Origin of the sequence: Tessaracoccus oleiagri, assembly GCF_900103275.1 — a bacterium.
Taxonomy (GTDB): Bacteria; Actinomycetota; Actinomycetes; order Propionibacteriales; family Propionibacteriaceae; genus Arachnia; species Arachnia oleiagri.
The window spans coordinates 230,638-257,202 of record NZ_FNGP01000003.1; the positions used below are offsets into that span (position 1 = coordinate 230,638).

Sequence of the window (26,565 nt, forward strand, 5' to 3'; positions counted from 1 at the left end):
CCTGAATCATGCCACGCAGTCTCAAGAAGGGCCCCTTCGTCGACGACCACCTGATCAAGAAGGTGGACGCTCAGAACGAAAAGGGCACGAAAAACGTCATCAAGACCTGGTCCCGGCGCTCCATGATCGTGCCGGACATGCTGGGTCACACCATCGCTGTCCACGACGGCCGCAAGCATGTCCCGGTGTTCGTCACCGAGGCCATGATCGGCCACAAGCTGGGCGAATTCGCACCCACGCGCACCTTCAAGGGGCACGTGAAGGACGACAAGAAGTCGCGTCGCCGCTGAGGCGGACGAGAATAGGAACTGATTAATGAGCAACGAAAACGGCAACAGCCGTCGCCGCGAGGTCCTGCTCGGGGATCGTCCTGGCTCGTACGCCGTCGCGCGTCACGTCCGGATGAGCCCGATGAAGGTTCGTCGTGTGGTCGACCTGGTCCGCGGGCTGGACGTCTCCGACGCCCTGACCGCCCTGAAGTTCGCCCCGCAGGCCGCTTCGGAGCCGGTGTACAAGGTGGTGGCCTCGGCCGTCGCCAACGCCGAGTCCGCCGAGGCGCTGCGCGCGGAGGACCTGTACATCTCCAAGGCTTTCGTCGACGAGGGTGTCACCCTGCGACGGATCCGCCCCCGCGCGAAGGGTTCCGCCAGCCGGATCCTCAAGCGTGGGTCGCACATCACCGTCGTAGTCGAACCCCGCGAATCGAAGGAGGGCTAACCGTGGGACAGAAGATCAACCCGAACGGTTTCCGCCTCGGTATCACCACCGATCACCAGAGCCGTTGGTTCGCTGACAAGAACTACGCCGACTACGTCGGCGAGGACGTCAAGATCCGCAAGTACCTGACCAAGAGCCTGGAGCGCGCCGGCATCTCGTCGATCGAGATCGAGCGTCGTTCCGAGCGCGTCACGATCTTCCTGCACGCCGCACGTCCGGGCATCGTCATCGGCCGCAACGGCGCCGAGGCGGAGCGCGTCCGCGCCGAGCTCGAGAAGCTCACCGGGAAGCAGGTGCAGCTGAACATCCTCGAGGTGAAGAACACCGAGACCGATGCGCAGCTCGTCGCGCAGGGCATCGCCGAGCAGCTGGGCGCCCGCGTGGCGTTCCGCCGCGCGATGCGCAAGGCGCAGCAGACCGCGATGCGTGCGGGCGCCAAGGGCATCCGCATCAAGTGCTCGGGTCGTCTCGGCGGCGCGGAGATGTCGCGCTCCGAGGGCTACCGCGAGGGTCGCGTCCCGCTGCACACGCTGCGCGCCGACATCGACTACGGCTTCTTCGAGGCCCGCACGACCTTCGGCCGCATCGGTGTGAAGGTCTGGATCTACAAGGGCGACGTCACGGGCACCCGCGCTGAGCGCGCCGCCCAGAAGGCCGCCCGCAACGCCGCCCCCGGTGGGCGCCAGCGTCCGGGCCGTCGCCCGGGTCGTGGCGAAGGCCGTGGGGATCGTCCGGAGCGCGGCGGTCGTCGTCGCGCGGAAGCAGCCCAGCAGACTGAGGCTGCTCCCGAAACGCAGAACGCAGGAGCCTGAGCATGCTGATTCCTCGTCGAGTCAAGTTCCGTAAGCAGCACCACCCCAAGCGCAGCGGCGCCGCCAAGGGCGGCACCAAGCTCGCGTTCGGTGACTACGGTATCCAGGCCCTCGAGTCCTCGTACCTGACCAACCGTCAGATCGAGGCGGCCCGTATCGCCATGACCCGTCACATCAAGCGTGGCGGCAAGGTCTGGATCAACGTGTACCCCGACCGTCCGCTCACGAAGAAGCCTGCCGAGACCCGCATGGGTTCCGGCAAGGGTTCGCCGGAGTGGTGGGTCGCCAACATCAAGCCCGGGCGGGTGCTCTTCGAGCTCTCCGGTGTCCAGGAGGATGTTGCCCGCGAGGCCATGCGCCTCGCCATCCACAAGCTGCCGTTCAAGGCTCGTTTCATCAAGCGTGAGGCAGGTGAATTCTGATGAGCAAGACGCTTTCCGCCGCCGAACTGCGCGGTCTGACTCGTGAGGCACTCAACGAGAAGGTCGTCGAGCTGAAGGAGGAGCTCTTCGGGCTCCGTTTCCAGGCGGCCACCGGCCAGCTGGAGTCCAATGGGCGCCTGCGTGAGGTCCGCAAGGACATCGCGCGCGTCTACACCGTGCTGCAGGAGCGCAACCTCGGCATCGTCGAAGAGCCCGCCCAGGAGAAGTGAGCATGAGCGAAGAAACCACCCAGACCCCGGGGACCGAGGCGCGCAGCCGCCGCAAGGTCCTGTCGGGCGTCGTCGTCAGCGACAAGATGGACAAGACGATCGTCGTCATGGTCGAGGAGCGGGTCAAGCACTCGCTCTACGGCAAGGTCATGACCAAGTCGACGAAGCTGAAGGCCCACGACGAGGAGAACACGGCCGGCATCGGCGACCGGGTCCGCGTCATGGAGACCCGACCGCTGTCGGCGCAGAAGCGCTGGCGTCTCGTTGAGGTCATCGAGCGCGCCAAGTAAGGCGTCCCGACCTCCAGAACCGCGAAACCGGCCCGTCCCCGCAAGGGGCGGGCCGGTTTTTACTGTTTTCTTAGGAAGTCGGCTGACTCGTGCTTCACTAGCCCCTTTGGATTCTGAGAAGTCTCAGGAAGCTCACGGAATGTGGATTTCGGTTTGACGTTCAAGCAAGTGCTCGGAAGGGTGGAGACCCCGGGCTTGCGGGTTCGTCCCATCGGATTTGAGCCCAATGTCGGCCGAGCGCCGGCGTCCCCGGGCGCTTTGCGCGGCCAGATCGGCCGGGGAGCGGACAGACGGTTTTCGACTCAAGGAGTGATGTGAGCGCAATCAAAGCTGCGCACCTCTACAAGGTCTTCGGCAAGCGGCCCGAGTCCGGCGTTCGGCGACTGCGCGACGGAGCCACCCGCGCGGACCTTCAGCAGCAGGGCATGACCGCCGCCGTCATCGACGCGACCTTCGAAGTCGACCCCGGCGAGATCTTCGTCGTCATGGGCCTCTCGGGCTCGGGCAAGTCGACGCTGATCCGCATGGTCAACGGTCTCCTGCCGCTCACCGACGGCGAGATCTACATCCACGACAAGCCGCTGAGCGGCCTCGGGAAGGCGGGGCTCCGTCAGGTGCGGCGCGACAACGTGTCGATGGTGTTCCAGCACTTCGCGCTGTTGCCGCACCGCACCGTCGGAGAGAACGCCGCCTACGCGCTGAAGATCAAGGGGCTGAACCGCGCCGACCGCGAGAAGAAGGCAGGAGAGGCCCTCGAGATGGTGGGCCTCGGCGGATGGGGCGGCTACAAGCCCTCCGAACTGTCGGGCGGCATGCAGCAGCGCGTCGGCCTGGCGCGGGCGCTCGCCGCGGGAACGGACATCATGCTGATGGACGAGGCGTTCTCGGCGTTGGATCCGCTGATCCGGCGGGGGATGCAGGACCAGCTGATCGAGCTCCAGCAGAAGCTCGAGAAGACCGTGCTGTTCATCACCCACGACCTCAACGAGGCCATGCGGCTCGGGGACCGGATCGCGATGATGCGCGACGGCCGGATCGAGCAGATCGGCACCGCGGAGGAGATCCTCAACGATCCCGCCAGCAACTACGTGTCCCGCTTCGTCGCCGACGTGGACCGGACCCGGGTCCTCACTGCCGGCAGCATCGCGGAGCCGCCCTACGAAGTGCTCGGCTCGGAACAGGGCCCCCTCATGGCCCAGAAGATCCTGCGTGAGCACCAGCCGTCGTGGCTGCTCGTCGTGGGGAGGGGCCGGAAGCCCGTCGGCATGGTCTGGGAGGACGACGTCGCCCGCGCCGTGCGTGAGGGCCGCAAAGACCTGCCGTTCTCCAAGGTCCACGAAATGCCTGTCGTCCACCGTGACACCCCGATCAACGAACTCTTCGAGCACTCGGCGAAGCACCTCGCGCCTCTCGTGGTGACCGACGACGACGGCCGGGTCGAGGGTGTCATACCGCGCGTGACGCTGTTGACCGCCGCCACGCCGGTCGTGGAACAGGAAACCGACGAGGACCTGGAAGGGGCCCACGCATGATCGACTTCCCACCACGCATCCCCGTCGGCAGCTGGGTCGCGGAGATCATCGACTGGATCAACACGAACCTCGGGTTCGTGCTCGACTTCATCAAGGACACCGGCACCTCGATCAACGACGCGGTCACGTCGCTGCTCCTCGCGCCGCCACCGCTCCTGATGATCGCGTTGTTCGCCGCGCTCGCCTGGCTGGTGCGGTCCTGGCAGCTCGCCGTGGGGGTGATCGTCTCGTTCCTCCTCATCATGAGCATGGGCCAGTGGACGCAGTCGATGCAGACGCTGGCACTGGTGTTGATCGCCACCCTCACCGCTGTCGTGATCTCCGTGCCGCTCGGCATCTGGGCAGCGCGCAGTAGCACCGTGAGTGCCGTGGTCAAGCCTGTGCTCGACCTCATGCAGACCATGCCGGCGATGGTGTACCTGATCCCCGCGATCACCTTCTTCAGCATCGGGGCGGTCCCCGGCCTCTTCTCCACGATCATCTTCGCGATGCCCCCGGCCGTGCGACTGACGGAACTCGGCATCCGCGGGGTTGACCGGGAGACCGTCGAAGCCGGGCACTCGTTCGGCGCCACGGACTGGATGATCCTGCGCGGCACCCAGCTGCCCTTGGCCATCCCCACCATCATGGCCGGCATCAACCAGGTCATCATGCTTGCGCTCTCGATGGCCGTTATCGCCGGCATGGTCGGCTCCGACGGGCTCGGCAAGGAAGTCGTCGGCGCGCTGGCCACCATCAACATCGCACGAGGAGCCGAGGCGGGCCTCTCCATCGTGTTCCTCGCCATCTTCCTCGACCGCTTCACCGCCGCGCTCGGGACTCCCGACAAGTTCCGGTCCTCGCTGCTCGGCAGGTGGAAGTCCGCTCGCGAGAAGAAGGCCCGCGACAACCAGGAAGGCGTGGCGACCGCCGCGTGACCAATGTGAAAGGAAACCAATTGCACGCCCCATACATTCGAAAGCTCGGAATCGCCGCTCTCGCGGCCGCGGCGGCGGTGTCGCTCGCAGCATGCGGCGACGGCGCGTCCGGCGCGGGTGACGAGGCCGGCAAGGGGACGATCACCCTCGGCTTCATTCCCTCCTGGACCGACGGGCGCTCCGTCGGCAACCTGCTGAAGGTGCAGCTGGAGGAGATGGGCTACGAGGTCGAGACCGAAGAGCTCACCGACCCCGGCCCGCTGTACACCGCGCTGGCGCAGGGCGACATCGACATCTACCCGTCGGCGTGGCCCGAGGTCACCCACGCCTCCTACATGGAAACGTACGGAGACCGGATCGAGTCGATCGGCGCCTACTACGACAACGCGATCCTCACCTGGGCGGTGCCGGAGTACTCCGAGATCCAGTCGATCGAGGACATTCCGGAGTTCGCCGAGGAACTGGACAACCGCATCGTCGGCATCGAGCCCGGTGCGGGGCTGACGAAGGCGTCGCAGGAGTCCGTGATCCCGCAGTACGGCCTCGACGACTTCGAGCTCGTGACGTCCTCGACCACCGCCATGCTGGCGGAATTGCGGTCCAAGGTCGAGGCGCAGGAGGAGGTCGTCGTGACCTTGTGGCGTCCGTTCTGGGCGAACGCGGAGTTCGAGGTCCGCGACCTCGAGGACCCCAAGGGTGCCCTCGGCGAGCCCGAAGCCCTGCACTTCCTCGCCACCAAGGGGTTCTCCGAGGAACACCCGGAGATCGCCGACTGGGTCGGCCAGCTGAAGCTGGACGACGAGCAGTACGGCTCACTCGAGGACACCGTCGTGAACCAGTTCGAGGAGGGCCAGGAGGAAGAGGCCATCCGCGTCTGGACTGAGCAGAACCCCGACGTGCTGCCCGAAGCCTGATCAGCCAAGCCCACGAGGGGCAGGACCGCAAGTCCTGCCCCTCGTGCGTTCCACGGGCCCGACGCCCGCGGGACCACCACGTGCGGCAGTGCGTCGCGCGCGACCCCACGAAAGGAACACCATGACCAACCACGCATTCCGTGCCCTTGGCGGGGCACTGTTGGCAGGAACGATGACCGTGTCACTCTCCGCCTGCGGCGGTCAGGAGGATGAAGCGGGCGACAAGAACATCTCCATCGGCATCATCGCGCCATGGTCGGACACCCGCGTCGCCGCGGCGCTCATGACGTACCAGGCCGAGAGCATGGGCTACTCGGTGGAACTCGAGGACCTGAGCGATCCGCCGCTGCTCTTCGCCGCGGTCGCGCAGGGGGATGTCGACGTGTACGCCTCGGCCTGGTCCGAGCGGAACCACAAGGAGTTCGTCGACCGCTACGGCGACCAGTTGGAGGACCTCGGCTCCTACTACGACGGAGCCGGCAACTTCCTGGCGGTTCCCTCGTACAGCGAGCTCCAGTCGATCGAGGACATCCCGGACCACTGGGACGAGCTCGACGGGCAGATCATCGGCATCGAGCCGGGAGCAGGACTCACCAAGCAGATGGTGGAGGACGTGCTGCCCGCCTACGGGATCGATAAGGACCGCATGGTCACCTCGTCGACGACCGCGATGCTGGCGGAGCTCCAATCAGCCATCCAGGCGCAGGAGGAAGTGGTCGTCACGCTCTGGAGCCCCTACTGGGCGACCACCGAATTCGACGTCCGCCCACTGGAGGACCCCGAGGGCGCCTTCGGCGAGACGGAGGGGATGCATTACATCGCCACGGACGGCTTCAGCTCGGAGCACCCGGACATCGCCGATTGGGTGGACGGCTTCCAACTCGACGAGGAGCAGTTCGGCTCGCTCGAGAACCTGATCCTCAACGAGTACGAGGAGGGCGAGGAGCTCGACGCCGTGGAGGAATGGCTCCAGACGTACCCGGGGGTCCTCGGGGAGGCCTGAGCGTCCTCCCTTGAGCCCGCCGGTGTCAATTGTTAGCCAATTGAGACCTCAAAGCCGGCCGAGCGACTCCCGGAGTGATTAGGTTGGTAGTTGGAAGCGTCCGGCCCAGGAGCGACGACGTTGCTACCGGACGCACTCAACGGAGGAGTCCAATGAAGAAGAATGGTTTCAGATCGTTCGTCGCTGGCCTGACCGTCGTGAGCGTGGCCCTTCTGGGTGCCTGCTCCAACGGCGACGCCCAGGAGGAGGCGACTCCGGGGGCCACCGAGGCCACCACGGAGCCCACCGGCGGGGAGACCACCGAGGGGGAGGGCACCGAGGGCGAAGGGGCCGGTGACTGGGGAGACTTCAGCGGCGAGACGCTGAACGTCGTCGCGGCATGGTCCGGTGCCGAGCAGGCGAACTTCGAGGAGGTGCTCGCCGGGTTCGAGGAAGCCACCGGGGCCACCGTCAACTACGAGAGCTTCGGCGACAACGGCCCCACGTTCATCCAGGGTCGGCTCGAGGGCGGCAACCCGCCCAACGTCGCGATCGTGGGCCAGCCCGCCCTCATGCAGCAGCTCGCCACCAACGGTGACATCCTGCCGCTCAGCGAGGACGTGCTCGCGACCGTCAACGAGAACTACTCACAGTCCTGGCTCGACCTCGGCACGGTCGACGGTGAGGTCTACGGCGTCTGGTTCAAGGCGGCCAACAAGTCCACGATGTGGTACAACAACGACATCTGGTCCGAGGCGGGCGCCGACCCGGCCGCCGCGGCGGAGTGGGAGGGCTTCCTCGAGCAGCTCGGCTTGATCCGTGACGCGGGCTACGCCGGCATCTCCATCGGGGCCGACGTGGGCTGGCCGCTCACGGACTGGTTCGAGAACGTCTACCTGCGGACCGCCGGCCCGGAGATGTACGACCAGCTGACCAACCACGAGATCCCCTGGACCGATCCGTCGGTGCAGGAAGCGCTCGAGGTCCTCGCGCAGCTCTGGGGCACCGACCTCGTCCAGGAGGGTGGCGGCCAGCGCACCTTCTCGGAGTCGGTCACCGAGGTCTTCGGCTCGGCTCCGGCGGCGGGCACGGTCTACGAGGGTGACTTCGTCGCCGGCAACATCGCCGACGACGGCAACTCCACCGTCGGTGAGAACGCGCTGTTCTTCGACTTCCCGTCGATCAACGGCTCGGCCCCCGCGGTCGTCGGCGGCGGCGACGTCGCGATCCAGTTCACGGACGACGAGGCCACGAGCGCCTTCATGAAGTACCTGGCCTCGCCCGACTCGGCGAGCATCTGGGTGCCGAACGGCGGGCTCACCTCCCCGAACAACGGCGTGGACACCAGCCTCTACCCCGACGACATCTCGCGGCAGATCGCGGAGGCGCTCACGGGCGCCGAGGCCTTCCGCTTCGACATGTCCGACCTGACCCCGTCCGCGTTCGGCGGCACCCAGGGCCAGGGCTTCTGGCAGGAGATGATCACCTTCTACGAGAACCCGAGCGACATCCAGGGCACCATGGAGCGCCTTGAGGCCGCGGCGGTCTCGGCGTACCAGTGATCCGTCGCTAGGACGACGAAGTGGCTGACACCGTCGCCACTGCCACCCCTGCGAGGACCGGGAACAAACCCCGGTCCTCGCAGTCGGGTCGCAAGTGGTTGATCATTGCTTCCTTCCTGCTCCCCGCGCTCGTGGTGCTGGGCGCCTTGGTCGTGTACCCGATCGTGTTCACGGCGATCCGGTCGCTTTACGACCGCTCCGGCGACGAGTTCGTCGGGTGGCAGAACTACGTGACGATGTTCACCAACGACACCACGTTCACGGCGATCAAGAACAACGTGCTCTGGGTGCTCGTCGCGCCCGCCGCCTGCACCATCCTCGGGCTGATCTTCGCCGTGCTGCTGGAGAAGCTGCGCTGGAAGGCCGCCTTCCGGCTCATCATCTTCATGCCGATGGCCATCTCCATGCTGGCCGCCGGCGTCATCTTCAGGTCCATGTTCCAGGAGAACCCACAGCTCGGCACGGTCAACGCCGCGCTCGTCGCAGTGGACAGCGTGTTCAGCGATGCGGCCAACTACCCGGGAGCGAACCCGCGTCCCGACGTGGGCATCGCGGCCGAGGGCGGAATCATCGCCTCCGAGTCCGAGGTGGCGGCGGGAGAGCAGCAGAACTTCCCGCTGGTCGCGATCCGCCAGGACGACGTGCCGGAGTCCGCCGTCCAGGCGGCACCTGCGCCCGACGTGGGCGAGGACGCCCTGTCCGGGACCGTCTGGTTGGACGTCGTCCCGGGCGGCGGAGGCACCAACGGCGAGATCAGCGAGGGCAAGCGTGGACTCCCCGGCATCCGGGTCGACGCGGTGGCCGCCGACGGCTCGATCGCCGGGAGCGCGACCACCGAGGACGACGGCACCTACGTCATCGAGGGCCTCGACCCGGGCCAGCCCTACCGCGTCGCGTTGCCGGCCTCCAACTTCGGCGAAGGCTTCCAAGGCGTCAGCTGGCTCAGCTCGACGTTCATCAACGCCGTGGTGATCCTCTCCTACATCTGGATATGGGCCGGCTTCGCGATGGTGATGATCGCCTCGGGCCTGTCGGCGATGGACCGGTCACTGCAGGAGGCCGCCCGGATGGACGGCGCGAACGAGTGGCGCGTCTTCACGCGCATCACGGCGCCGCTGCTGGCGCCCGTGCTGCTGGTGGTGTTCGTCACGCTGATCATCAACGTGCTGAAGATCTTCGACCTCGTCTACGTCATCCCGCCGGGCACCTCCAAGCCCGCGGCAAACGTGATCGCGGTGGAGATGTGGACGCAGTCGTTCGGCGGCGGCAACGACTACGGGCTCGGTTCCGCGCTCGCCATCCTGCTGCTGATCCTCGTGCTGCCTTCCATGATCCTCAACATCCGCCGATTCCGTGAGGAGCGACGGTCGTGACCGAACAACTGACAATCGTAAGAAAGAAGAAGACACTGGCCGGCCGAATCGTGTCGGGTCTCGGCAACACGGTCGTCAACATCGTGCTCGCCATCGTGGCGATCTTCTGGCTGGTGCCCAGCTTCGGGTTGCTGCTCACGTCACTCCGGGGCAGCGGCGACAACGCCTCGTCGGGCTGGTGGAACGTCTTCACGAAGCCCACCCAGTTGACGCTCGAGAACTACGAGAACCTGCTGTCCAACCCGACGATCACCGGCTCCTTCTGGAACACCGTCGTCATCGCCGTGCCCACCACGATCCTCGTCGTGGTGATCGCCGCGCTTGCCGCCTACGCCTTCGCCTTCCTGGAGTTCCCGGGGCGCGACTGGCTGCTGATCGCGGTCATCGTCCTGCTGGCGGTGCCCATCCAGGTGGCGCTGATCCCGTTGGCCCGGCTGTTCGGCCAGTTGGGAATCTTCGGCGACATCACGGGCGTCATCCTTTTCCACGTGGCGTTCGGTCTCCCGTTCGCGATCTTCCTCCTGCGCAACTTCTTCTCGCAGTTCCCCAGCGAACTGCTCGAGGCTGCGCGCGTGGACGGCGCGAACGAGTGGTCGATCTTCCTGCGGCTGGTGCTGCCGCTGGGTCTGCCGGCCATCGCGTCGCTGTCGATCTTCCAGTTCCTCTGGACCTGGAACGACATGCTGGTGGCGCTGATCTTCACCTCCGGCGACTCGGCGCCGCTCACCGTGGCGATCCAGTCCCAGCTGCGTCAGTTCGGCTCCAACATCGACGTGCTGTCCGCGGGTGCGTTCCTGTCGATGATCGTGCCGCTGATCGTGTTCTTCGCCTTCCAGCGTTACTTCGTGCAGGCGCTGTTGGCCGGGTCGCAGAAGTAGGCCTTCGGTCGAGGCAGGTGCAACCTGTGCGGCCGCACAGGTTGCACCTAGCGGGCCCACGCACCTAAGGGCCGGGGCAGGTGACGCGTATGCTGGGTCCTCGCCGCAGAGGTCGTCGCTGGGCGGCACGCGCGACTGAGGCCGGTGCCCGACGAGGGGCGCCGAATGGCCGATTTCGCGAGCTTGGCCCCGTCGGATAGGATGTTCAAGTTGTCCTGGGTCTGTGCCCTCTTCGAGGGGACCCTTCCCGGACGGCATCCTCGGCGCCCACTCCCTAGAGCTGGGGGCTGCCTCCTGGCAAAATCCAGGGGGGTCGTTTCTAGTTTCGCAAGGCCAGGGCCCCTGGAACCAGCGAGACAAGGAGTATCAATGATCCAGCAGGAGTCGCGGCTCAAAGTCGCCGACAACACTGGTGCGAAGGAAATCCTCTGCATCCGTGTGCTCGGTGGCTCTGGTCGTCGCTACGCACATCTCGGTGACACCATCGTCGCCACCGTCAAGGACGCGATCCCTGGCGGCACCGTCAAGAAGGGCGATGTGGTCAAGGCCGTCATCGTCCGCCAGCGCAAGGAGCGCCGTCGCGCGGATGGCTCGTACATCAAGTTCGACGAGAATGCCGCTGTCATCCTCAAGAACGACGGCGAGCCCCGCGGTACCCGCATCTTCGGCCCCGTCGCCCGCGAACTTCGCGAGAAGAAGTTCATGCGCATCATCTCGCTCGCCCCGGAGGTGATCTGACATGTCGCTCCACGTCAAGAAGGGTGACCGCGTCCGGGTCATCGCCGGCAAGGACAAGGGCGCCATCGGCGAGATCATCGCCGTGAACCCGCAGGACCAGACGGTCCTCGTCCAGGGCGTCAACATCGTCAAGCGTCACCGCCGTGAGCAGCAGACGCCCAACGGTCGGAAGATCGAGGGCGGCATCATCACGTCGGAGGCCCCGATCCACGCCTCCAACGTCCAGCTCGTCGTGAGCGTGGACGGCAAGGACGTCGTGACCCGCGTCGGCTACAAGCGCGTCGAGGTCACCAAGCGTCGTCCCGACGGCTCCGAGTACAAGACCGAGCGCTCCGTGCGGATCGCCCGCAAGACGGGGGAGGAGATCTGATGACCGAGACCACCACCACCCGTGCGCTCCCGCGCCTCAAGCAGAAGTACCGCGAGACCATCGTTCCCGCGCTGCAGGAGGAGTTCCAGTACGACAACCCGATGCGGATCCCCGGTCTCGTGAAGATCGTGGTCAACATGGGTGTCGGCGAGGCGGCCCGCGACTCGAAGATCATCGACGGCGCCATCAAGGACCTCACGGCCATCACCGGCCAGAAGCCCTCCGTCACCAAGGCCCGCAAGTCCATCGCGCAGTTCAAGCTCCGCGAGGGCCAGCCGATCGGCGCGCACGTCACGCTGCGCGGCGACCGCATGTGGGAGTTCGCCGACCGTCTCCTGACGCTGGCGCTGCCCCGCATCCGTGACTTCCGCGGTCTCAACGGCCGCCAGTTCGACGGCAACGGCAACTACACCTTCGGTCTCAACGAGCAGGTCATGTTCCTCGAGATCGACCCCGACAAGATCGACCGCGTGCGAGGCATGGACATCACCTTCGTGACGTCCGCCACGAACGACGCCGAGGGTCGGGCGCTGCTCAAGCACCTGGGCTTCCCGTTCAAGGCCCAGGACGATCCGAAGAAGGCGAAGACCAAGCGTGGTCCGGCCTTCTACTCCAAGAAGAAGAAGTGAGGCTGACGCATGGCTAAGACAGCACTCAAGGTCAAGCAGGCCCGCAAGGCCAAGTTCGGCGTGCGCGAGTACAGCCGCTGCCAGCGCTGCGGTCGGCCCCGTTCGGTCTACCGCAAGTTCGGCGTCTGTCGCATCTGCCTGCGCGAGCTGGCCCACGCCGGCGACCTGCCCGGTGTGACCAAGTCGTCCTGGTGATCCCCGAGAACGAGAAGAACCATTACGCGACAGGTCCCGGCAGGGAAACCGGCGCGAGAAAGAGGCATAAGTCATGACAATGACTGACCCAATCGCAGACATGCTGACGCGTCTGCGCAACGCCAACCAGGCGTACTTGGACTCGACGTCGATGCCGTCGTCCAAGATCAAGGTAGGGATCGCTGAGATCCTGAAGGCAGAGGGCTACATCGCTGGCTACGAGCTGACCGAGGCCGAGGGCCAGGTCGGCAAGGTGCTGAAGCTGACCCTCAAGTACGGCGACTCCCGTGAGCGTTCGATCGCAGGGCTTCGTCGAATCAGCAAGCCGGGTCTGCGCGTGTACGCGAAGGCCAACCAGCTTCCTCGAGTGCTCGGCGGTCTCGGTATCGCCATCATCTCGACGTCGCAGGGGCTGCTGACCGACAAGGAAGCAAAGGCCAAGTCCGTGGGCGGCGAAGTGCTCGCCTACGTGTGGTGACGGAGGAGGATAGATAATGTCTCGAATTGGCAGGCTCCCCATCACCGTCCCGTCGGGCGTCGACGTGACCCTGGACGGGCAGGACATCGCAGTGAAGGGGCCCAAGGGCCAGCTCTCGCTCAGCGTTGCCTCGCCCATCAGCGTGAACAAGAACGACGACGGCGTGCTCGAGGTCACCCGACCGAACGACGAGCGTCAGTCCCGTGCGCTGCACGGCCTGACCCGCACGCTCATCTCGAACATGATCGTCGGTGTCACCGAGGGTTACGAGAAGAAGCTCGAGATCGTCGGCGTCGGTTACCGCGTGATCTCCAAGGGTCCGCAGCAGCTCGAGTTCGCGCTCGGCTTCTCGCACCCGGTGATCATCAATGCCCCCGAGGGCATCACGTTCAACGTCGAGACCCAGACGCGCTTCAGCGTCCAGGGCATCGACAAGCAGCTCGTCGGCGAGACCGCCGCGAAGATCCGGAAGCTGCGCAAGCCCGAGCCCTACAAGGGCAAGGGTGTCCGCTACGCCGGTGAGCACGTCCGCCGCAAGGCTGGAAAGGCTGGTAAGTAATGGCTATCTCGCTGAAGACGCGCAAGTCGCTGGCGAGCAAGACTGCGTCGCGTGCGCGCCGCCAGCTCCGTGCTCGCAAGCGCATCGGCGGCACCGCCGAGCGTCCCCGTCTCGTCATCACCCGTTCTCCTCGTCACCTGTACGCACAGGTGATCGACGACGTGGCCGGCCGCACCCTGGTGTCGGCCTCCACGATGGAGGCCGATCTCCGCAACCTCACCGCGACCAAGTCCGAGAAGGCCTCCAAGGTCGGCTCGCTGATCGCGGAGCGCGCGAAGGCGGCGGGGATCGAGGCGGTCGTGTTCGACCGCGCTGGCAACAAGTACACCGGCCGCCTCGCGGCCCTGGCAGACGCTGCCCGTGAGGGCGGCCTCGACTTCTGACCCGACGAAAGAGGAAACGATGAGTGAAACCCAGCAGCGCGGTGGACGCGCTTCCGGTGAGCGTCGTGGCCGTGACGACCGTCGTGGCCAGAACGCTCGCGAAGAAAAGAGCCAGTACCTGGAGCGCGTGGTTGCCATCAACCGCGTCGCCAAGGTCGTCCAGGGTGGTCGGCGCTTCAGCTTCACCGCTCTGGTGGTCGTCGGCGACGGCGAAGGCATGGTCGGCGTCGGCTACGGCAAGGCGAAGGAGGTGCCGGCCGCGATCGCAAAGGGCGTGGAGGAGGCCAAGAAGCACTTCTTCCGCGTGCCGATGATCCAGCGCACGATCCCGCACGCAGTGCAGGGCGAGAAGGCCGCCGGCGTGGTCATGCTGCGTCCCGCGACCCCGGGTACCGGTGTCATCGCCGGTGGCTCGGCCCGCGCCGTGCTCGAGTGCGCAGGCATCCACGACGTCCTGTCGAAGTCGCTCGGCTCGCCGAACGCCATCAACGTCGTGCACGCGACCGTCGATGCGCTCAAGCAGCTCGAGCAGCCCGAGCAGGTGGCCCGTCGCCGTGGCCTCCCCGTCGAGGACGTGGCGCCCGCCGCCATGCTCCGCGCGCAGAAGGAAGGGGCGGCCAGCTGATGGCAGAGTTGAAGATCACCCAGGTGAAGTCCGGGGTCGGCGGCAAGAGCAACCAGAAGGACACGCTGCGCACGCTTGGTCTCAAGCGCGTCGGCGACTCCGTGGTTCGCGAGGATCGTCCCGAGGTGCTCGGCATGATCCGTACCGTCGCCCACCTCGTGAGTGTGGAAGAGGTTAAGTGACATGGCGCTGAAAATCCATCACCTGCGCCCCGCGCCGGGTGCCAAGACGGAGAAGACCCGTGTTGGCCGCGGTGAGGGCTCCAAGGGCAAGACCGCCGGTCGGGGCACCAAGGGCACGGGCGCACGCAAGAACGTCCCGGAGAACTTCGAGGGCGGGCAGATGCCCATGCACATGCGGATCCCGAAGCTCAAGGGCTTCAAGAACCCGTTCCGCGTGGAGTACCAGGTCGTCAACGTCGGCCGCGTGGCCGAGCTCTTCCCGGAGGGCGGCGACGTGACCGTCGACAACCTCATCGAGGCGGGCGCCGTGCGCGCCGGCAAGCTCGTCAAGGTGCTCGGCAACGGGGACGTGTCCGTGAAGCTGAACGTTTCCGCGCACGCGTTCTCCAACTCCGCCAAGGAGAAGCTGGCGGCCGCCGGCGGCTCCGCGAACGAGCTCTAGGTCGAACGACCATCGGCACGGGCGGGTAGGCATGGCCTGCCCGCCCGTGCTCTTTCGCACAGGGCAGGGCGTTCGCCTTTGGTAGGCTGCTTGCGGTCGTGCCTTGTGCGCGCAACTAAGACGAAGACTTAAGAAAGTAGGGCTGGATGTTCTCCGCCTTCGCGAATGCGTTCCGAACGCCGGATCTCCGCAAGAAGATCCTGTTCACGCTCGGCATCATCGCCATCTTCCGTTTCGGCTCGACGCTGCCGTCGCCGAACGTGAACATGGCCCGGATCAGCGAATGCATGGCGTTCGCGAGCCAGGGCGACGCCGCGGGCCTCTACTCGATGATCAACCTGTTCTCCGGTGGCGCGCTGTTGCAGCTGACCGTGTTCGCGTTGGGCATCATGCCGTACATCACGGCCTCCATCATCCTGCAGCTGATGACCGTGGTCATCCCGAGGCTGGAAGCCCTCAAGAAGGAGGGCGGCGCCGGCCAGGCCAAGATCACCGAGTACACGCGGTACCTGACGCTGGTCCTCGGCATCCTCAACGCCACGGCGTTCGTCACGCTGGCGCGGACGGGTCAGCTGTTCCCCGGCTGCGACGGCATCCTCTATACCGACGAGCTGTTCGCCCTGGTCACCATGGTCGCCGTGATGACGGCCGGCACCGGCATCGTCATGTGGATGGGTGAGCTGATCACCGAGCGCGGCGTCGGCAACGGCATGTCGCTGCTCATCTTCACCCAGATCGCGGCCGCCTTCCCGGCCGGCATCTGGGGCGTCAAGGTGGCCAACCCGGGCACCATCGGGTGGGTCTACCTGTTCGCCATGATCGCCATCAGCCTGCTGGTCATGGGCGCCATCCTCTTCATCGAGCAGGGCCAGCGACGCATCCCCGTCCAGTACGCCAAGCGGATGGTGGGCCGGCGCCTCGTGGGCGGGTCGACCACCTACATCCCGCTGAAGGTCAACCAAGCCGGCGTCATCCCGGTCATCTTCTCCAGCTCGATCCTGTACCTGCCGGTGCTCTACTCGACGTTCCAGCCGGAGAGCGCCTTCGCCCAGTGGGTCAACGTCAACTTCGCCGGGGCCAACGGCACCTTCTCCCTGCCCTACAACATCGCCCAGTTCGTGCTGATCATCCTGTTCACGTACTTCTACGTGTCCATCACCTTCAACCCGGAGGAGGTCGCCGACAACATGAAGAAGTACGGCGGCTTCGTGCCGGGGGTGCGTGCAGGCAAGCCCACCGAGCGCTACCTCGGCTACGTCCTCAACCGGCTGACGGCTCCCGGTTCGCTGTACCTCGCGATCGTCGCTGCGCTTCCGACGCTCGGCTTCATGCTCGTCGGGGCGAACCAGAACTTCCCGTTCGGCGGCACGTCGGTGCTCATCATCGTCGGCGTCGGCCTGGACACCATCAAGCGCATCGAGAGCCAGCTGCAGCAGCGCAACTACGAAGGATTCCTCAAGTGAGGCTACTGATCATGGGGGCGCCGGGCGCGGGGAAAGGCACCCAGGCCGGTGCCCTCGCCGACCGCTACGGCGTACCGGCGATTTCCACGGGCGACATCTTCCGCCACAACATCAAGAACGAGACCCCGCTCGGGCTCAAGGTGAAGGCCATCATCGAGGCGGGTGACTACGTCCCGGACGAGACCACGGAGGAGATCGTCGCCGACCGGCTCCGGGAGCCGGACTGCGCCCCGGGCTTCCTGCTCGACGGCTTCCCGCGCACCATGCACCAGGTCCGGTTCCTCGACCGCTACCTTGCGGAGCAGGGCGCCGCGCTCGACGCGGTGGTGTCGCTCCACGTCGACCCGGAGGCGCTCGTCGAACGACTCCTGGACCGTGCCCAGAAGGAGGGCCGGGCCGACGACAACGAGGAGACGATCCGTCGCCGCATGGAGGTCTACGCCGGCCAGACCGCGCCGCTGCTGTCCTACTACGAGGACGAGGGCCTCCTCGTCGAGGTCGACGGCACAGGCAGTGTGGACGAGGTCCGGCAGCGCATGTTCGACCAGCTCGACGAGCGGCGCCCGTGATCGAAGTCAAGACCGCCGAGCAGCTGAAGCTGATGCGGCGCGCGGGACTCGTGGTCGCCGAGGGCCTCGAGGCGATGACCGCCGCCGTCGCCGCGGGGGTGACGACGGGGGAGATCGACGCGATCGGCCGCGAAGTGATCGCCCGGCACGGCGCCAGGTCCAACTTCCTCAACTACGGCGCCGAGTACGGCGTGGGGTTCCCCGGCGTGGCGTGCATCTCCGTCAACGAGGAACTCGTCCATGGCATCCCCGGTGACCGCCCGCTGGAGCCCGGCGACGTGGTCAGCATCGACTACGGCGCGATCGTCGACGGCTGGCACGCCGACGCGGCCCGGACCCTCGTCGTGGGGGAGGGCAGCGCCGAGGATCTCGACCTCATCGACACGGCGCGCGAGGCCCTGTGGGAGGGCATCGCCGCAATGCGCCCCGGCGGCCGTGTCAGCGACGTCTCGAAGGCCATCGAGAAGGCGATCCGCCGACGGGGTCGCTACGGCATCCTGCGGGAGTTCACCGGCCACGGCATCGGGTCCGAGATGCACATGCGTCCGGACGTGCCGAACTACCACACGCTCGGGCGCCAGGTGCCCCTGCAGGTCGGCATGGCACTGGCGATCGAGCCGATGATCACCCTCGGCTCGCACAAGACGGTCGAGCTCGAGGACGAGTGGACGATCGTGTCCCGCGACGGCTCCCGGGGCGCGCACTGGGAGAACACCGTCGCCATCACCGAGTCGGGCCTGTGGGTGCTCACCGAGTTCGACGGCGGCGCCGCACGCCTCGGCGACGCATTCGGTCCCTTGGCCGACTGACGCCTCACTACACTGGCGGCATGGAACTGCCCCCCTCCTCGAAGTACGTCGCCCGACGCGACGAGGCCGTCAGCGATGCCGAGCGGGACTCACTGGCCAAGCGGCTCGCCAGGGAGTTCGAGGCCGGCCGCATCGACCAGCCCACCTACCTTGAGACCCTGGATGAGCTGTACGCCGCGCGGACCCTGGGGGAGCTCGTGCCGGTCGTCCGGCACGTCCCCGATTCGGTGGCCGACGTCCCGGCCATCGTGGACACCGGCAGCGGCGAGCCCGGGGAACTGGCCCCGATCCGAGAGGGCAGTTGGATGCAGCCGCTCGTCGTCGGCGGAGTCGCCCTCGGGGCGGTCCTCATCCTGCTGCTGCTCCTCTTCCTCGTGGTGTGAGCCGCGGCGTGTGGACCCGGATCGCCGCAGCCCTCGGCGCCGCGTCGCTCCTGGCCGTCGTCCTGGTGGCCTGGTGGTCCGCTCCCGCCGAGGGGCCCGCACCCCAGAGCGTGGCCACCCCCACGCGGCCTGGCGAAGCGGTCTACGGGCCACCCCTGCCCGCCGCGCCGAACCCGAACGGGTCGCTCGAGGCGATCCCGTCGCCGGCCTTCTCCGAGCTCCCCGACCCCGGCCTCGAGCCACTGCCCTCGGATCGCGAAGGCGTGTCCGCAGTGCTCGTCGCCAACCCCCTGTACGCGTTCCCCCCGCCGGCGCTCGAGGGGTGTCCCGAGGCGTCGCTGCCGGCCGACGAGGCTGCCTGGCGCGAGTCGGTGAGCCGGCAGTGGGCCTGCCTGCACGCCGGGTGGGCGCCGCTGCTGGACGGGCAGGGCTGGCCGACGGCCGAGCCGCCGGTCCACTTCTACTCCGGGGCGGGTGCCGACAGCGATTGCGGCTACGTGGAGGGACCCGCATTCTACTGCGGCCGTGGCGAGGGCAGCGTCCACTTCGGCTCCGCGCACTTCGCGATGGCGAAGGGCTGGGACCTCGCAGTGCGGGAGATGGTCTCGCACGAGTACGCGCACCATCTGCAGCGCGTCTCCGGCATCACCGGCGCCTGGGCGGAGGACGTGGTCAGCGCCCGGAGCACCAACGTCCGACGCAGCGAGCTGCAGTCGGTGTGCTGGTCGGCCATGATGGCGGTGCGCAGCGACCCGGAGTTCGACGTCGCCGACTACGAGTCCTGGAACCTCCGCCTCCACACGATGCAGGAGAGCGAGGCGCACGGCGACCGCGCCGCGCTCGTCGAGTGGGGGCTGCGCGGGCTCCACGCAGCCACCGCGGGGGACTGCAACACTTGGGCCGTCCCCGACGAGCGGGTGTCCTGAGCTACTGCGCGAACACTCCGATGACGGGGTTCCAGGGCAGTACCTCGCGGGACGCGACGAGGCCCGCCTTGGCGAAGGGGTCCTCGTCGAGCAGCGCCTCGACCGTCGAGAGTTCGTCCGCGCGGAACAGCAGCAGGGCGCGGCCGGGGTCGGTGCCGACGAGGGGACCGGAGGCTACGAGCTCAGGGAGCGAGCCGAGGTACGCCCGGTGCTCCGGACGGATCGAGTCGAGCGACTCGGTGTCGGTGCCGTAGGTGTAGTGGACCGCGAAGTATGCCATGCGCCCACGGTATCGGCACGCGGCTCGCAGGCGGGGAGGCGCGGCGGTTTGGGGCTGGTTGCGCCACCGCGTAGGATGGTACGTGGGCCGCGCCCGCTGCCCGGTGGAAGATTGAGAGTTTATGGCTAAGAAGGAAGGCGCCCTCGAGCTGGAGGGGACGGTCGTTGAAGCGCTGCCCAACGCGATGTTCCGCGTTGAACTCGCCAACGGCCACAAGGTGCTGACGACCATCTCGGGGAAGATGCGACAGCACTACATCCGTATCCTGCCCGCGGACCGCGTCGTCGTGGAGCTGTCGCCCTACGACTTGACCCGCGGACGCATCGTGTACCGGCACAAGTAGGTCACGACACCCGATCAGACGCCCGGAGTCCCCGGGCGTTTTTTCACGCCCGGGGCCCCGTGATCACTTGATGCCGGTGTTGGCGATGCCCGTGGCGATCTGCCGCTGGAAGAACAGGAAGGCGATGATCACGGGCAGGATCGACACCACGCTCATCGCCAGGATCAGGTTGAAGGGGACCGTCTCCTCCGCGTTGAACCGGGCCAGCGCCACAGGGAGCGTGTAGACGCGCTCGCTCTGGGCCACGACGAGCGGCCACAGGAAGTCGTTCCACCGCCACATGACGGAGAAGATCGCAACGACGGCCAGGGCCGGCTTGCACAGCGGCAGCACGATGGTCAGGAACGTCCGGAACTCGCCGGAGCCGTCCACCCGCGCGGCCTCGATCAGTTCGTCGGGAATGGTCAGCATGTACTGCCGCAGCAGGAAGACGCCGGTCGGCGTCGCCGCGGCGGGGATGATCATGCCCCAGAGGCTGTTGACCAGCCCGAGGTCCGCCACCACCTGGTAGACCGGGATGAGGATCACCTGCAGCGGGATCATGATCGTGGCCAGAGTGAGGACGAAGAGGAAGTTCTTCCCCCTGAAGTTGTACTTGGCGAGGGGATAGGCGGCCAGCGAGTTGATCGCCAGCGTCAGCGCGGTGGCGCCGACGGTGACCAGCACCGAGTTCGTGATGTAGCTCACGAAGTTGAACCGGCTCAGGGCGTCGGTGTAGTTGTCCAGCGCCCAGGACTCCGGCAGCACCGACCCGGAACGCATCGCCAGCTCGGTGGGGGTCTTGAAGGACCCCAGGACCGTCCACACCACGGGGATCAGGCTCACCAGCACGAGCGCGATGAGGATGACGACGCGCAGGGCGTCGGCGAGACGGACGCGCTTGCGGCCGAGGCCGGTCCAGGTGCGTCGGACGGGGGCGGCTTGTGTGCTCATCAGTCCTCCTTTCCGCGGCTCAGGAACCAGTTGACCAGCGTCAGGGTGAACACCGCCAGGAACAGGATCACGCCGCCCGCCGCCGCCGTGCCGTAGCGGATGGGCGAGATGAAGCCGTTCTCGTAGATGTACTGCACGATCAGCGTGGTGGCGCCGACGGGTCCGCCGCCGGTGAGGGTCCAGATGAAGTCGAACGCCTGGAATCCGTGGATGGTCCCGAGGATGAGGACGACGAGGGCGCTCGGCTTGAGCAGCGGCAGGGTGATGCCCCAGAACTGCTGCCATCCGCTCGCGCCGTCCATCCGCGCCGCCTCGTAGAGGCTCGGGTCGATCGCCTGGAGACCGGCGAGGAGGATCAGCATGTAGAACCCCAGCTGGGTCCAGACACCGACGCCGATGATCGAGATCATGGCCCAGGTGCCGTCGACGAGCCACGGGATGGGGTCGATGCCGATGGCCCCCAGCATGTTGTTCAGCAGGCCGCCCTGTCGCTCGAGGATCCAGCCGAACACCAGGCCCACCACCACCGGGGAGACCAGCACCGGCACGAACAGGGAGGCACGGAAGAACGCCTTGCCGCGACGTTGTTGGTTGACGAGGACAGCAGCGATGGTGGCCAGCACGAGGCTGAGGGCCACGTAGGCGAAGGCGTAGGTGATCGTCTGCCGTGCGACGCGCCAGAACTCGTCGCTCGTCAGGATGCGCTCGTAGTTGCCGAGCCCGACCCAGCGGAAGACCCGCCCGTTCGGGGACTCGTAGAGCGAGATGTTGACGCCGCTGAAGGCGGGATAGATGGTGAAGACGCCGAAGATCACCATGTTCGGCAGCAGGAACAGGTACGGGGCCAGGCGGAGGCCCCACGGCGTGCGGCGACGCCGTGGGGTCTCCGACCCGGCCCTCGTGGCGGTGGCAACCGTCACCAAGAACCCATTTCCTCGACGATGGACTCCACCTCGGGCTGGAGGTCGTCCATCGCGGCGGTGAGCTCCTTGTTGCCGGCGACCACCTCGGAGACCTGCTCCACGAGCGCCGTCGCGGACGGTCCGAAGGCGGGCTGGCTGTTGGCGGCGAACCCGAGGTCCGGGGTGCGGTTGAGGTCGGCGATGAACACGTCCATCGCAGCCTGCGCCGCGTCGTCGTAGGTGACGCCGGACTCGGCGAGGTCGGCGCGCGTGGGCAGGTTGCCCGACACGGCGGCGAAGTGCTCCTGGCTCTCCGTGGTGTTCATGAAGCGCACGAATTCCGCGGCGAGCTGTGGGTTCTCGCTGGCGGACAGGGCGGCCATGAACTTGCCGCCGGGGAAGCCGCCGCACTCGTCGGCGCACGGGTTGGGCACGGCCGCCCACTCGAACTCCGCGTTGTTCACGAACTGCCCGACCTGCCACGAGCCCGACAGGTACACGGGGGTCTCTCGGGCGAGGAAGATCTCGTTGGCGCCCTCGTAGCGGGAGCCGGAGCCCAGCCAGAAGTCGCGCGGCATCTCGTCGGCGGCCATCATGTCCACAAGCGGCTGCAGCGCGGCGACCGCCTTCTCCTTGTCGAGCGCGAAACCGTCGTCGTTGAGCAGCGCCGTGCCGTACTGCGACAGGATCGTGGAGAGGCGGTGGCCGGACTTGTCCATCGCGAAGGCGTACGACGAGCCGGTGGCCTGCTGGACCTCCTTGGCTGCGGCGAGCATCTCCTCCCACGTCCACGGTTCCTCGGTGCTGGGGAGCTCGACCCCCGCCTCCTCGAACATCTCGACGTTGACGAAGGGGCCGTTCATCGTGAGGTCCGACGGGACGGCGATCATCTGGTCGCTGTTGTTGCGGACCGCCAGCATGGGGCCCTCGAGGAACTCATCGGCGAACTCGCTGCCGAGGTACTCGTCCAGCGGGAGCAGGTCCGCGGCGAATTCCCCGAGCCCGGTGAGCCGGACCACGTCCGGGGCGTTCCCCCCGGAGAGCCGCGCCTGGAGCGACGACACCAGGTCGGAGTAGGGGAGGATCTCGAGGTTGACGGTGACGTCGTACTCCTCCTCGAAGCGGGCGATGTTGTCGCGGGTGGCCTGTTCGTCCGGGCCATCGGTGAAGTAGAGGTAGTTGAGCGTCTCGCCGGCGAACTGGCCCTCCTCGACCGACTGGCCCTCGGAGGGTGCGGCCTGGGGATCCTCGTCGTCGACGGTCTCGCCGGGGGAGCAGGCGCTCGCGAGCGCCAGCAGGCCGGCAGCGACAACTGCGGTGAAACGGGTGACGGGTTTGCGGAACACGCTAGCCTCCTTGATGCGTGACGAGGCCGTCGTGTGGGATCACTCGACAGCCTGTACCGGCAGTATATGGAGTGGGCCGCCCAGAGGACAGGCTTTTCCCCGACAAGGATGGATGCTATGGGAGCGAGGACATGACCGACGAGCCGACGCGCTCCCCGGCCACCCGCAGCGTGGCGTTGCTGGCCGACCCCGGGCTGCCCCGGCGGGTCGCCGACGCCATCGCGGATGGTCTTGCCGAAGACCTGCAGCGCGAGGTCGGCGGGGGAGTCCGATGGGTCGTCCAGGTGGACCAGCGGACGCTGCCACTCACCCCCGACGGCGAGGTTCCGTTGATCGAGTCCGCCGCCTCGCTGCGCCGGGCGACCGGCGCGGACCATGTGGTGTACCTGACGGACCTGCCGCTCTACCACCTCGGTGAACCGATCGTCTGCGAGCTCAGCTCGGGGGCGGCGGCCGCCCTGGTCTCGTTGCCGGCGCTCGGCGCGGTCCGGCTGAGGGCCCGCAGCCGGTCCCTGCTGGTCACGGTGGTCGCGTCGCTGGTCGAGGGTTCGGCACGCTACCCGTCGCCGGAGGCCGCCAGACCCTCCCTCGGACGCTACGGCATCGCGCGGCGCGCGGGAGATGACGACATCTCGTACCTGACGCGGCGTGGTCCGGCGACCGCGTTCCTGATGCTTGCGGGCATGGTGCGCAACAACCGTCCCGGTCGGCTCCCCGTCGCCCTGTCCCGCGCTCTGGCGGCAGCCACGGCCACCGGCGCCTTCGGCATCTTCTACCCGACGATCTGGAACATGGCCGACTCCATGACGGCCCGCCGCCTCGCGCTCATCAGCCTGGCGGTCGTGACCGCCTTCAGCGGCTGGCTGATCGTGCACAACCGGCTCTGGAGCCGGCGCTCGCCGATCGCCAGCCGCAAGGAGACGAGGCTCGACAACGCCGCCACCGTGATCACCGTGGCCATCAGCGTGCTGATGGCGTACGTGTTGCTCTACCTCGTCCTCTTGCTGGGCGGGTTCACGGTGATCACCCCGGACTACCTGGAGAGTCAGCTGGCCCACCCGGTCAGCGTCCGCGACTACCTGCAGCTGGCTTGGCTCGCCTCGTCGCTGGGGCTCATGGCGGGCGCGCTCGGGTCGAACTTCGACAGCGAGGGCGCCATCCGCGAGGCCACCTACAGCCGACGGCAGCGGCAGCGGCGACAGCTGGCGGAGCGGTCGGAGGAGGCCGACGGTGCGGAGGCCGTCCGTGGGGACTGACGACGGCGTCGTGGTCGTCGGCGCGGGGCACGGGGGACTCTCCTGCGCGCTGGCCCTCCGCGAGGAGGGGTGGTCCGGGCCCGTGACGCTCATCGGCGACGAGCCGCACCCACCGTACGACCGCCCACCGCTGTCCAAACGCGTGCTGGTGGACCCTGCATCGGCGGGATCGATCACGCTCGCCGACGGCGAGTCGCTCGCCCGGTCCGAGATCCGTCTGGTGAGTGGTCGCGTCGAGCGGATCGACCGCGCCGCACGGAAGGTCCTGCTGGTCGACGGTACGCGTCGGGGCTACGACCACCTCGTGCTCGCGACCGGGGCCGTCCCGCGAACCCTCCCCGACGGCCTGCCGGGCGCCCGCGCGGTCGGTGTGCAGCCCATCCGCACCCTCGACGACGCGCTCGCCGTCGCCGCGCTGCTCGAGGACTCGGACGACGTGGTCGTCCTCGGCGGCGGGTTCATCGGGGTGGAGGCGGCCGCCGCGATCGCGATCTCCGGCCGCAGGGTGACGCTCCTCGAGAAGCTCGACGCGCTGTTGCCCCGGGTCGCCCCGCAGCCCCTGGCGGACTGGGTCGCGGCACACCTCGCCGGACTGGGCGTCGACGTCCGTACGTCGACCATCGCGACCGCCGTCGAGACCGACGCCTCCGGCCGCGTCACGGCGGTGCGGGACTCCGCCGGGGGCCGCCACGCGGCGCGGTTGGTGGTCCTCGGGCTCGGCGCACTGCCGGCGAGCGGGCTCGCGGAGGCGGCCGGCCTGAGGGTCGACGGCGGGATCGTCGTCGACGGCCAACTCGCCACCGCCGACCCACAAGTCTCCGCGATCGGCGACTGCGCCGTCCAGATCCGGGGCGACGGCTCCCGGCACCGGTACGAGTCCGTGCAGGCGGCGCAGGACCAGGGGCGACACGTCGCCCGGCGACTGGTCCACCCGGCGACGGCGCCCTACGACGAGGTCCCGTGGTTCTGGAGCGACATCGGCCCCTCGACGGTGCAGCTCGCGGGCCGGATGGACCTGGCGCGACGCACCGTCGTCCGCGGTGGGCCGGGGTCCGGCAGCTTCAGCCTCTTCGGGTACGACGGCGAGGCCCTCGTCGGCGTCGCCGCGGTCGACCGCCCCCGGGACTACCTCGCGGGGCGCACGCTCCTCAGGAAGGGGCGATCCCTACCCGCTACAGTGGTCGCCGACGAGTCCGCGGATCTGCGGGCTCTTGCCCGCAGGGCGTGAGCGTCCGGACGGCCCCATCGGATTTGGGAAACCGGCGTGACTCGGCGTAGAGTTGGCCGTCGGTCGTCTGTGCCGTCGGCTCTTCGTGCCCGAAGTGCCGCGGTGATTGGCTACCGAGAATATCCACCACAAGATTGGGCATCCCCATGTCCAGTCGCTGATTGAAAAGGTTGCTCGATGAAGGTTCAGCCGAGCGTCAAGAAGATCTGCGACAAGTGCAAGGTGATTCGCCGGCACGGTCGTGTGATGGTGATCTGCGAGAACCCGCGCCACAAGCAGCGCCAGGGCTGATCGCAGACCGCCGCGGGCAAGGGCCATTGGCCCCGACCGCCGACAACTGAAAGCAACGTGTACGCAAAAGGCCGGGTCGCACCGGCCCACACCCCCGGACGAAGGCCGGGGCCCCGCGGTCGAAGAGTTTCGACCGGCCAAGGCAGCGGGGACGCGACACGCCACACACCTTCGCAGCTGATGGAAACAGCTGAAACCTAAGAAAGGTACCGCCTGATGGCACGCCTCGTCGGTGTCGACCTTCCGCGCGAAAAGCGCCTGGAGGTCGCACTCACCTACATCTTCGGCATTGGCAAGACCCGCGCCGCAGAAACCCTCGCCGCCACCGGCATCAGCGGCGACACCCGCGTCCACCAGCTGAGCGAAGCAGAGCTCGTCCAGCTGCGTGACCACATCGAAGGCAACTACGAGATCGAGGGTGACCTCCGCCGTAGCGTCGCAGCCGACATCCGCCGCAAGGTCGAGATCGGCAACTACCAGGGTCGTCGCCACCGCAGCGGCCTTCCTGTCCACGGCCAGCGCACGCGCACCAACGCCCGCACCCGCAAGGGCAAGAAGAAGGCCGTTGCCGGCAAGAAGAAGGCACGCTGACCCGCGCGGTGAGCT

At 67.4% G+C, this 26,565-nt stretch carries 37 protein-coding genes; 33 read left to right on the forward strand and 4 right to left on the reverse strand.

The features are described 5' to 3' along the window. Positions 1 to 8 precede the first annotated feature (8 nt). From rpsS to BLR46_RS09115, 28 genes are all read left to right on the forward strand, one after another. Complete coding sequence (gene rpsS / locus BLR46_RS08980) at positions 9 to 290, forward strand: 30S ribosomal protein S19 (protein WP_093251202.1); 282 nt, start codon at positions 9 to 11, stop codon at positions 288 to 290. A 25-nt stretch (positions 291 to 315) separates the two neighbouring features. Next, on the forward strand, positions 316 to 717 hold the full coding sequence (rplV, locus tag BLR46_RS08985) for a 50S ribosomal protein L22 (RefSeq protein ID WP_093251204.1): 402 nt from the start codon (positions 316 to 318) through the stop codon (positions 715 to 717). Between the two features lie 2 nt (positions 718 to 719). Beyond that, the gene (rpsC, locus tag BLR46_RS08990) at positions 720 to 1,529 is read left to right on the forward strand and encodes a 30S ribosomal protein S3 (RefSeq protein WP_093251207.1); all 810 of its coding nucleotides are present in this window, start codon (positions 720 to 722) and stop codon (positions 1,527 to 1,529) included. Between the two features lie 2 nt (positions 1,530 to 1,531). Continuing rightward, positions 1,532 to 1,951 carry a 50S ribosomal protein L16 gene (gene rplP, locus BLR46_RS08995; RefSeq protein WP_093251210.1) on the forward strand — a complete coding sequence of 140 codons (420 nt, stop codon included), beginning with the start codon at positions 1,532 to 1,534 and terminating at the stop codon, positions 1,949 to 1,951. Further along, positions 1,951 to 2,181, forward strand: coding sequence for a 50S ribosomal protein L29 (gene rpmC, locus BLR46_RS09000; protein WP_093251212.1), 231 nt, complete (start codon positions 1,951 to 1,953; stop codon positions 2,179 to 2,181). The genes rplP and rpmC overlap by 1 nt, the downstream gene beginning before the upstream one ends. Before the next feature lie 2 nt (positions 2,182 to 2,183). Then, entirely contained in the window at positions 2,184 to 2,471 is a 288-nt protein-coding gene (gene rpsQ / locus BLR46_RS09005) for a 30S ribosomal protein S17 (RefSeq protein WP_093251213.1), read from the forward strand. Positions 2,472 to 2,785: 314 nt separating this feature from the next. Then, positions 2,786 to 4,003 carry a quaternary amine ABC transporter ATP-binding protein gene (locus BLR46_RS09010; protein ID WP_093251216.1) on the forward strand — a complete coding sequence of 406 codons (1,218 nt, stop codon included), beginning with the start codon at positions 2,786 to 2,788 and terminating at the stop codon, positions 4,001 to 4,003. Further along, positions 4,000 to 4,920 carry an ABC transporter permease gene (locus tag BLR46_RS09015; RefSeq protein ID WP_093251219.1) on the forward strand — a complete coding sequence of 307 codons (921 nt, stop codon included), beginning with the start codon at positions 4,000 to 4,002 and terminating at the stop codon, positions 4,918 to 4,920. The genes BLR46_RS09010 and BLR46_RS09015 overlap by 4 nt, the downstream gene beginning before the upstream one ends. A gap of 20 nt (positions 4,921 to 4,940) precedes the next feature. Next, positions 4,941 to 5,834 (forward strand): glycine betaine ABC transporter substrate-binding protein, encoded by an 894-nt coding sequence (locus BLR46_RS09020; protein ID WP_218118410.1) that lies wholly within the window; start codon positions 4,941 to 4,943, stop codon positions 5,832 to 5,834. 121 nt (positions 5,835 to 5,955) lie between these two features. Continuing rightward, the gene (locus BLR46_RS09025; protein ID WP_218118411.1) at positions 5,956 to 6,837 is read left to right on the forward strand and encodes a glycine betaine ABC transporter substrate-binding protein; all 882 of its coding nucleotides are present in this window, start codon (positions 5,956 to 5,958) and stop codon (positions 6,835 to 6,837) included. 152 nt (positions 6,838 to 6,989) lie between these two features. After that, positions 6,990 to 8,378, forward strand: a complete 1,389-nt coding sequence (locus BLR46_RS09030; protein ID WP_093251224.1) for an ABC transporter substrate-binding protein — start codon at positions 6,990 to 6,992, stop codon at positions 8,376 to 8,378. A 20-nt stretch (positions 8,379 to 8,398) separates the two neighbouring features. Then, positions 8,399 to 9,751, forward strand: a complete 1,353-nt coding sequence (locus BLR46_RS09035) for an ABC transporter permease subunit (RefSeq protein ID WP_218118412.1) — start codon at positions 8,399 to 8,401, stop codon at positions 9,749 to 9,751. After that, on the forward strand, positions 9,748 to 10,629 hold the full coding sequence (locus tag BLR46_RS09040; RefSeq protein ID WP_218118413.1) for a carbohydrate ABC transporter permease: 882 nt from the start codon (positions 9,748 to 9,750) through the stop codon (positions 10,627 to 10,629). The genes BLR46_RS09035 and BLR46_RS09040 overlap by 4 nt, the downstream gene beginning before the upstream one ends. 369 nt (positions 10,630 to 10,998) lie before the next feature. Further along, a complete protein-coding gene (gene rplN, locus BLR46_RS09045) occupies positions 10,999 to 11,367 on the forward strand; it encodes a 50S ribosomal protein L14 (RefSeq protein ID WP_093251229.1) in 369 nt (122 codons plus the stop codon). A gap of 1 nt (position 11,368) precedes the next feature. Next, on the forward strand, positions 11,369 to 11,737 hold the full coding sequence (gene rplX / locus BLR46_RS09050) for a 50S ribosomal protein L24 (RefSeq protein WP_093251232.1): 369 nt from the start codon (positions 11,369 to 11,371) through the stop codon (positions 11,735 to 11,737). Then, on the forward strand, positions 11,737 to 12,366 hold the full coding sequence (rplE, locus tag BLR46_RS09055) for a 50S ribosomal protein L5 (protein ID WP_093251234.1): 630 nt from the start codon (positions 11,737 to 11,739) through the stop codon (positions 12,364 to 12,366). Before rplX ends, rplE begins: the two co-directional genes overlap by 1 nt. A 9-nt stretch (positions 12,367 to 12,375) precedes the next feature. Next, positions 12,376 to 12,561, forward strand: coding sequence for a type Z 30S ribosomal protein S14 (locus tag BLR46_RS09060; RefSeq protein ID WP_093251236.1), 186 nt, complete (start codon positions 12,376 to 12,378; stop codon positions 12,559 to 12,561). Positions 12,562 to 12,634: 73 nt separating this feature from the next. Next, on the forward strand, positions 12,635 to 13,039 hold the full coding sequence (gene rpsH / locus BLR46_RS09065; protein ID WP_093251239.1) for a 30S ribosomal protein S8: 405 nt from the start codon (positions 12,635 to 12,637) through the stop codon (positions 13,037 to 13,039). A gap of 16 nt (positions 13,040 to 13,055) precedes the next feature. Then, positions 13,056 to 13,598 carry a 50S ribosomal protein L6 gene (rplF, locus tag BLR46_RS09070; RefSeq protein WP_093251241.1) on the forward strand — a complete coding sequence of 181 codons (543 nt, stop codon included), beginning with the start codon at positions 13,056 to 13,058 and terminating at the stop codon, positions 13,596 to 13,598. Further along, positions 13,598 to 13,981, forward strand: a complete 384-nt coding sequence (gene rplR, locus BLR46_RS09075; protein ID WP_093251244.1) for a 50S ribosomal protein L18 — start codon at positions 13,598 to 13,600, stop codon at positions 13,979 to 13,981. Before rplF ends, rplR begins: the two co-directional genes overlap by 1 nt. A 19-nt stretch (positions 13,982 to 14,000) precedes the next feature. Beyond that, on the forward strand, positions 14,001 to 14,606 hold the full coding sequence (gene rpsE / locus BLR46_RS09080) for a 30S ribosomal protein S5 (RefSeq protein ID WP_093251246.1): 606 nt from the start codon (positions 14,001 to 14,003) through the stop codon (positions 14,604 to 14,606). Then, a complete protein-coding gene (rpmD, locus tag BLR46_RS09085) occupies positions 14,606 to 14,788 on the forward strand; it encodes a 50S ribosomal protein L30 (RefSeq protein ID WP_093251249.1) in 183 nt (60 codons plus the stop codon). Before rpsE ends, rpmD begins: the two co-directional genes overlap by 1 nt. Before the next feature lies 1 nt (position 14,789). Continuing rightward, positions 14,790 to 15,230 (forward strand): 50S ribosomal protein L15, encoded by a 441-nt coding sequence (gene rplO / locus BLR46_RS09090; RefSeq protein WP_093251251.1) that lies wholly within the window; start codon positions 14,790 to 14,792, stop codon positions 15,228 to 15,230. Between the two features lie 146 nt (positions 15,231 to 15,376). Further along, positions 15,377 to 16,693 carry a preprotein translocase subunit SecY gene (gene secY / locus BLR46_RS09095; protein ID WP_093251254.1) on the forward strand — a complete coding sequence of 439 codons (1,317 nt, stop codon included), beginning with the start codon at positions 15,377 to 15,379 and terminating at the stop codon, positions 16,691 to 16,693. Beyond that, a complete protein-coding gene (locus tag BLR46_RS09100) occupies positions 16,690 to 17,262 on the forward strand; it encodes an adenylate kinase (RefSeq protein WP_093251256.1) in 573 nt (190 codons plus the stop codon). Before secY ends, BLR46_RS09100 begins: the two co-directional genes overlap by 4 nt. After that, positions 17,259 to 18,071: a type I methionyl aminopeptidase gene (gene map, locus BLR46_RS09105; protein WP_281230830.1), complete on the forward strand. Its 813-nt coding sequence runs from the start codon at positions 17,259 to 17,261 to the stop codon at positions 18,069 to 18,071. Before BLR46_RS09100 ends, map begins: the two co-directional genes overlap by 4 nt. A 20-nt stretch (positions 18,072 to 18,091) precedes the next feature. Continuing rightward, positions 18,092 to 18,454, forward strand: coding sequence for a DUF1707 SHOCT-like domain-containing protein (locus BLR46_RS09110; protein ID WP_093251259.1), 363 nt, complete (start codon positions 18,092 to 18,094; stop codon positions 18,452 to 18,454). Then, complete coding sequence (locus BLR46_RS09115) at positions 18,451 to 19,380, forward strand: neutral zinc metallopeptidase (protein WP_143008259.1); 930 nt, start codon at positions 18,451 to 18,453, stop codon at positions 19,378 to 19,380. The genes BLR46_RS09110 and BLR46_RS09115 overlap by 4 nt, the downstream gene beginning before the upstream one ends. Position 19,381: 1 nt before the next feature. On the opposite strand, the gene BLR46_RS09120 is transcribed toward BLR46_RS09115, so the two are convergent. Continuing rightward, positions 19,382 to 19,660 carry a YciI family protein gene (locus tag BLR46_RS09120; protein ID WP_093251263.1) on the reverse strand — a complete coding sequence of 93 codons (279 nt, stop codon included), beginning with the start codon at positions 19,658 to 19,660 and terminating at the stop codon, positions 19,382 to 19,384. A 121-nt stretch (positions 19,661 to 19,781) separates the two neighbouring features. On the opposite strand from BLR46_RS09120, the gene infA reads away from it, so the two are divergent. Then, entirely contained in the window at positions 19,782 to 20,003 is a 222-nt protein-coding gene (gene infA, locus BLR46_RS09125) for a translation initiation factor IF-1 (RefSeq protein ID WP_068749455.1), read from the forward strand. 63 nt (positions 20,004 to 20,066) lie between these two features. Here the strand turns inward: infA and BLR46_RS09130 are convergent, their stop codons facing one another. The 3 genes from BLR46_RS09130 to BLR46_RS09140 are packed head-to-tail and all read right to left on the reverse strand — an operon-like array spanning position 20,067 to position 23,184. Then, on the reverse strand, positions 20,067 to 20,936 hold the full coding sequence (locus BLR46_RS09130; RefSeq protein WP_093251265.1) for a carbohydrate ABC transporter permease: 870 nt from the start codon (positions 20,934 to 20,936) through the stop codon (positions 20,067 to 20,069). Continuing rightward, positions 20,936 to 21,856, reverse strand: a complete 921-nt coding sequence (locus tag BLR46_RS09135; RefSeq protein WP_218118414.1) for a carbohydrate ABC transporter permease — start codon at positions 21,854 to 21,856, stop codon at positions 20,936 to 20,938. The genes BLR46_RS09130 and BLR46_RS09135 overlap by 1 nt, the downstream gene beginning before the upstream one ends. Next, positions 21,853 to 23,184: an ABC transporter substrate-binding protein gene (locus tag BLR46_RS09140; RefSeq protein ID WP_176761723.1), complete on the reverse strand. Its 1,332-nt coding sequence runs from the start codon at positions 23,182 to 23,184 to the stop codon at positions 21,853 to 21,855. Before BLR46_RS09140 ends, BLR46_RS09135 begins: the two co-directional genes overlap by 4 nt. 131 nt (positions 23,185 to 23,315) lie before the next feature. Between BLR46_RS09140 and BLR46_RS09145 the strand changes: the two genes are divergently transcribed. The 4 genes from BLR46_RS09145 to rpsM all read left to right on the forward strand — a co-directional run bounded on the left by BLR46_RS09145 (position 23,316) and on the right by rpsM (position 26,550). Beyond that, positions 23,316 to 24,440 (forward strand): hypothetical protein, encoded by a 1,125-nt coding sequence (locus tag BLR46_RS09145; protein ID WP_093251271.1) that lies wholly within the window; start codon positions 23,316 to 23,318, stop codon positions 24,438 to 24,440. After that, positions 24,430 to 25,668, forward strand: a complete 1,239-nt coding sequence (locus BLR46_RS09150; protein ID WP_176761724.1) for an NAD(P)/FAD-dependent oxidoreductase — start codon at positions 24,430 to 24,432, stop codon at positions 25,666 to 25,668. The genes BLR46_RS09145 and BLR46_RS09150 overlap by 11 nt, the downstream gene beginning before the upstream one ends. A gap of 177 nt (positions 25,669 to 25,845) precedes the next feature. Then, positions 25,846 to 25,959: a 50S ribosomal protein L36 gene (gene rpmJ / locus BLR46_RS09155; protein WP_020575560.1), complete on the forward strand. Its 114-nt coding sequence runs from the start codon at positions 25,846 to 25,848 to the stop codon at positions 25,957 to 25,959. A 216-nt stretch (positions 25,960 to 26,175) separates the two neighbouring features. Continuing rightward, complete coding sequence (gene rpsM / locus BLR46_RS09160; RefSeq protein WP_093251275.1) at positions 26,176 to 26,550, forward strand: 30S ribosomal protein S13; 375 nt, start codon at positions 26,176 to 26,178, stop codon at positions 26,548 to 26,550. Positions 26,551 to 26,565 lie beyond the last annotated feature (15 nt).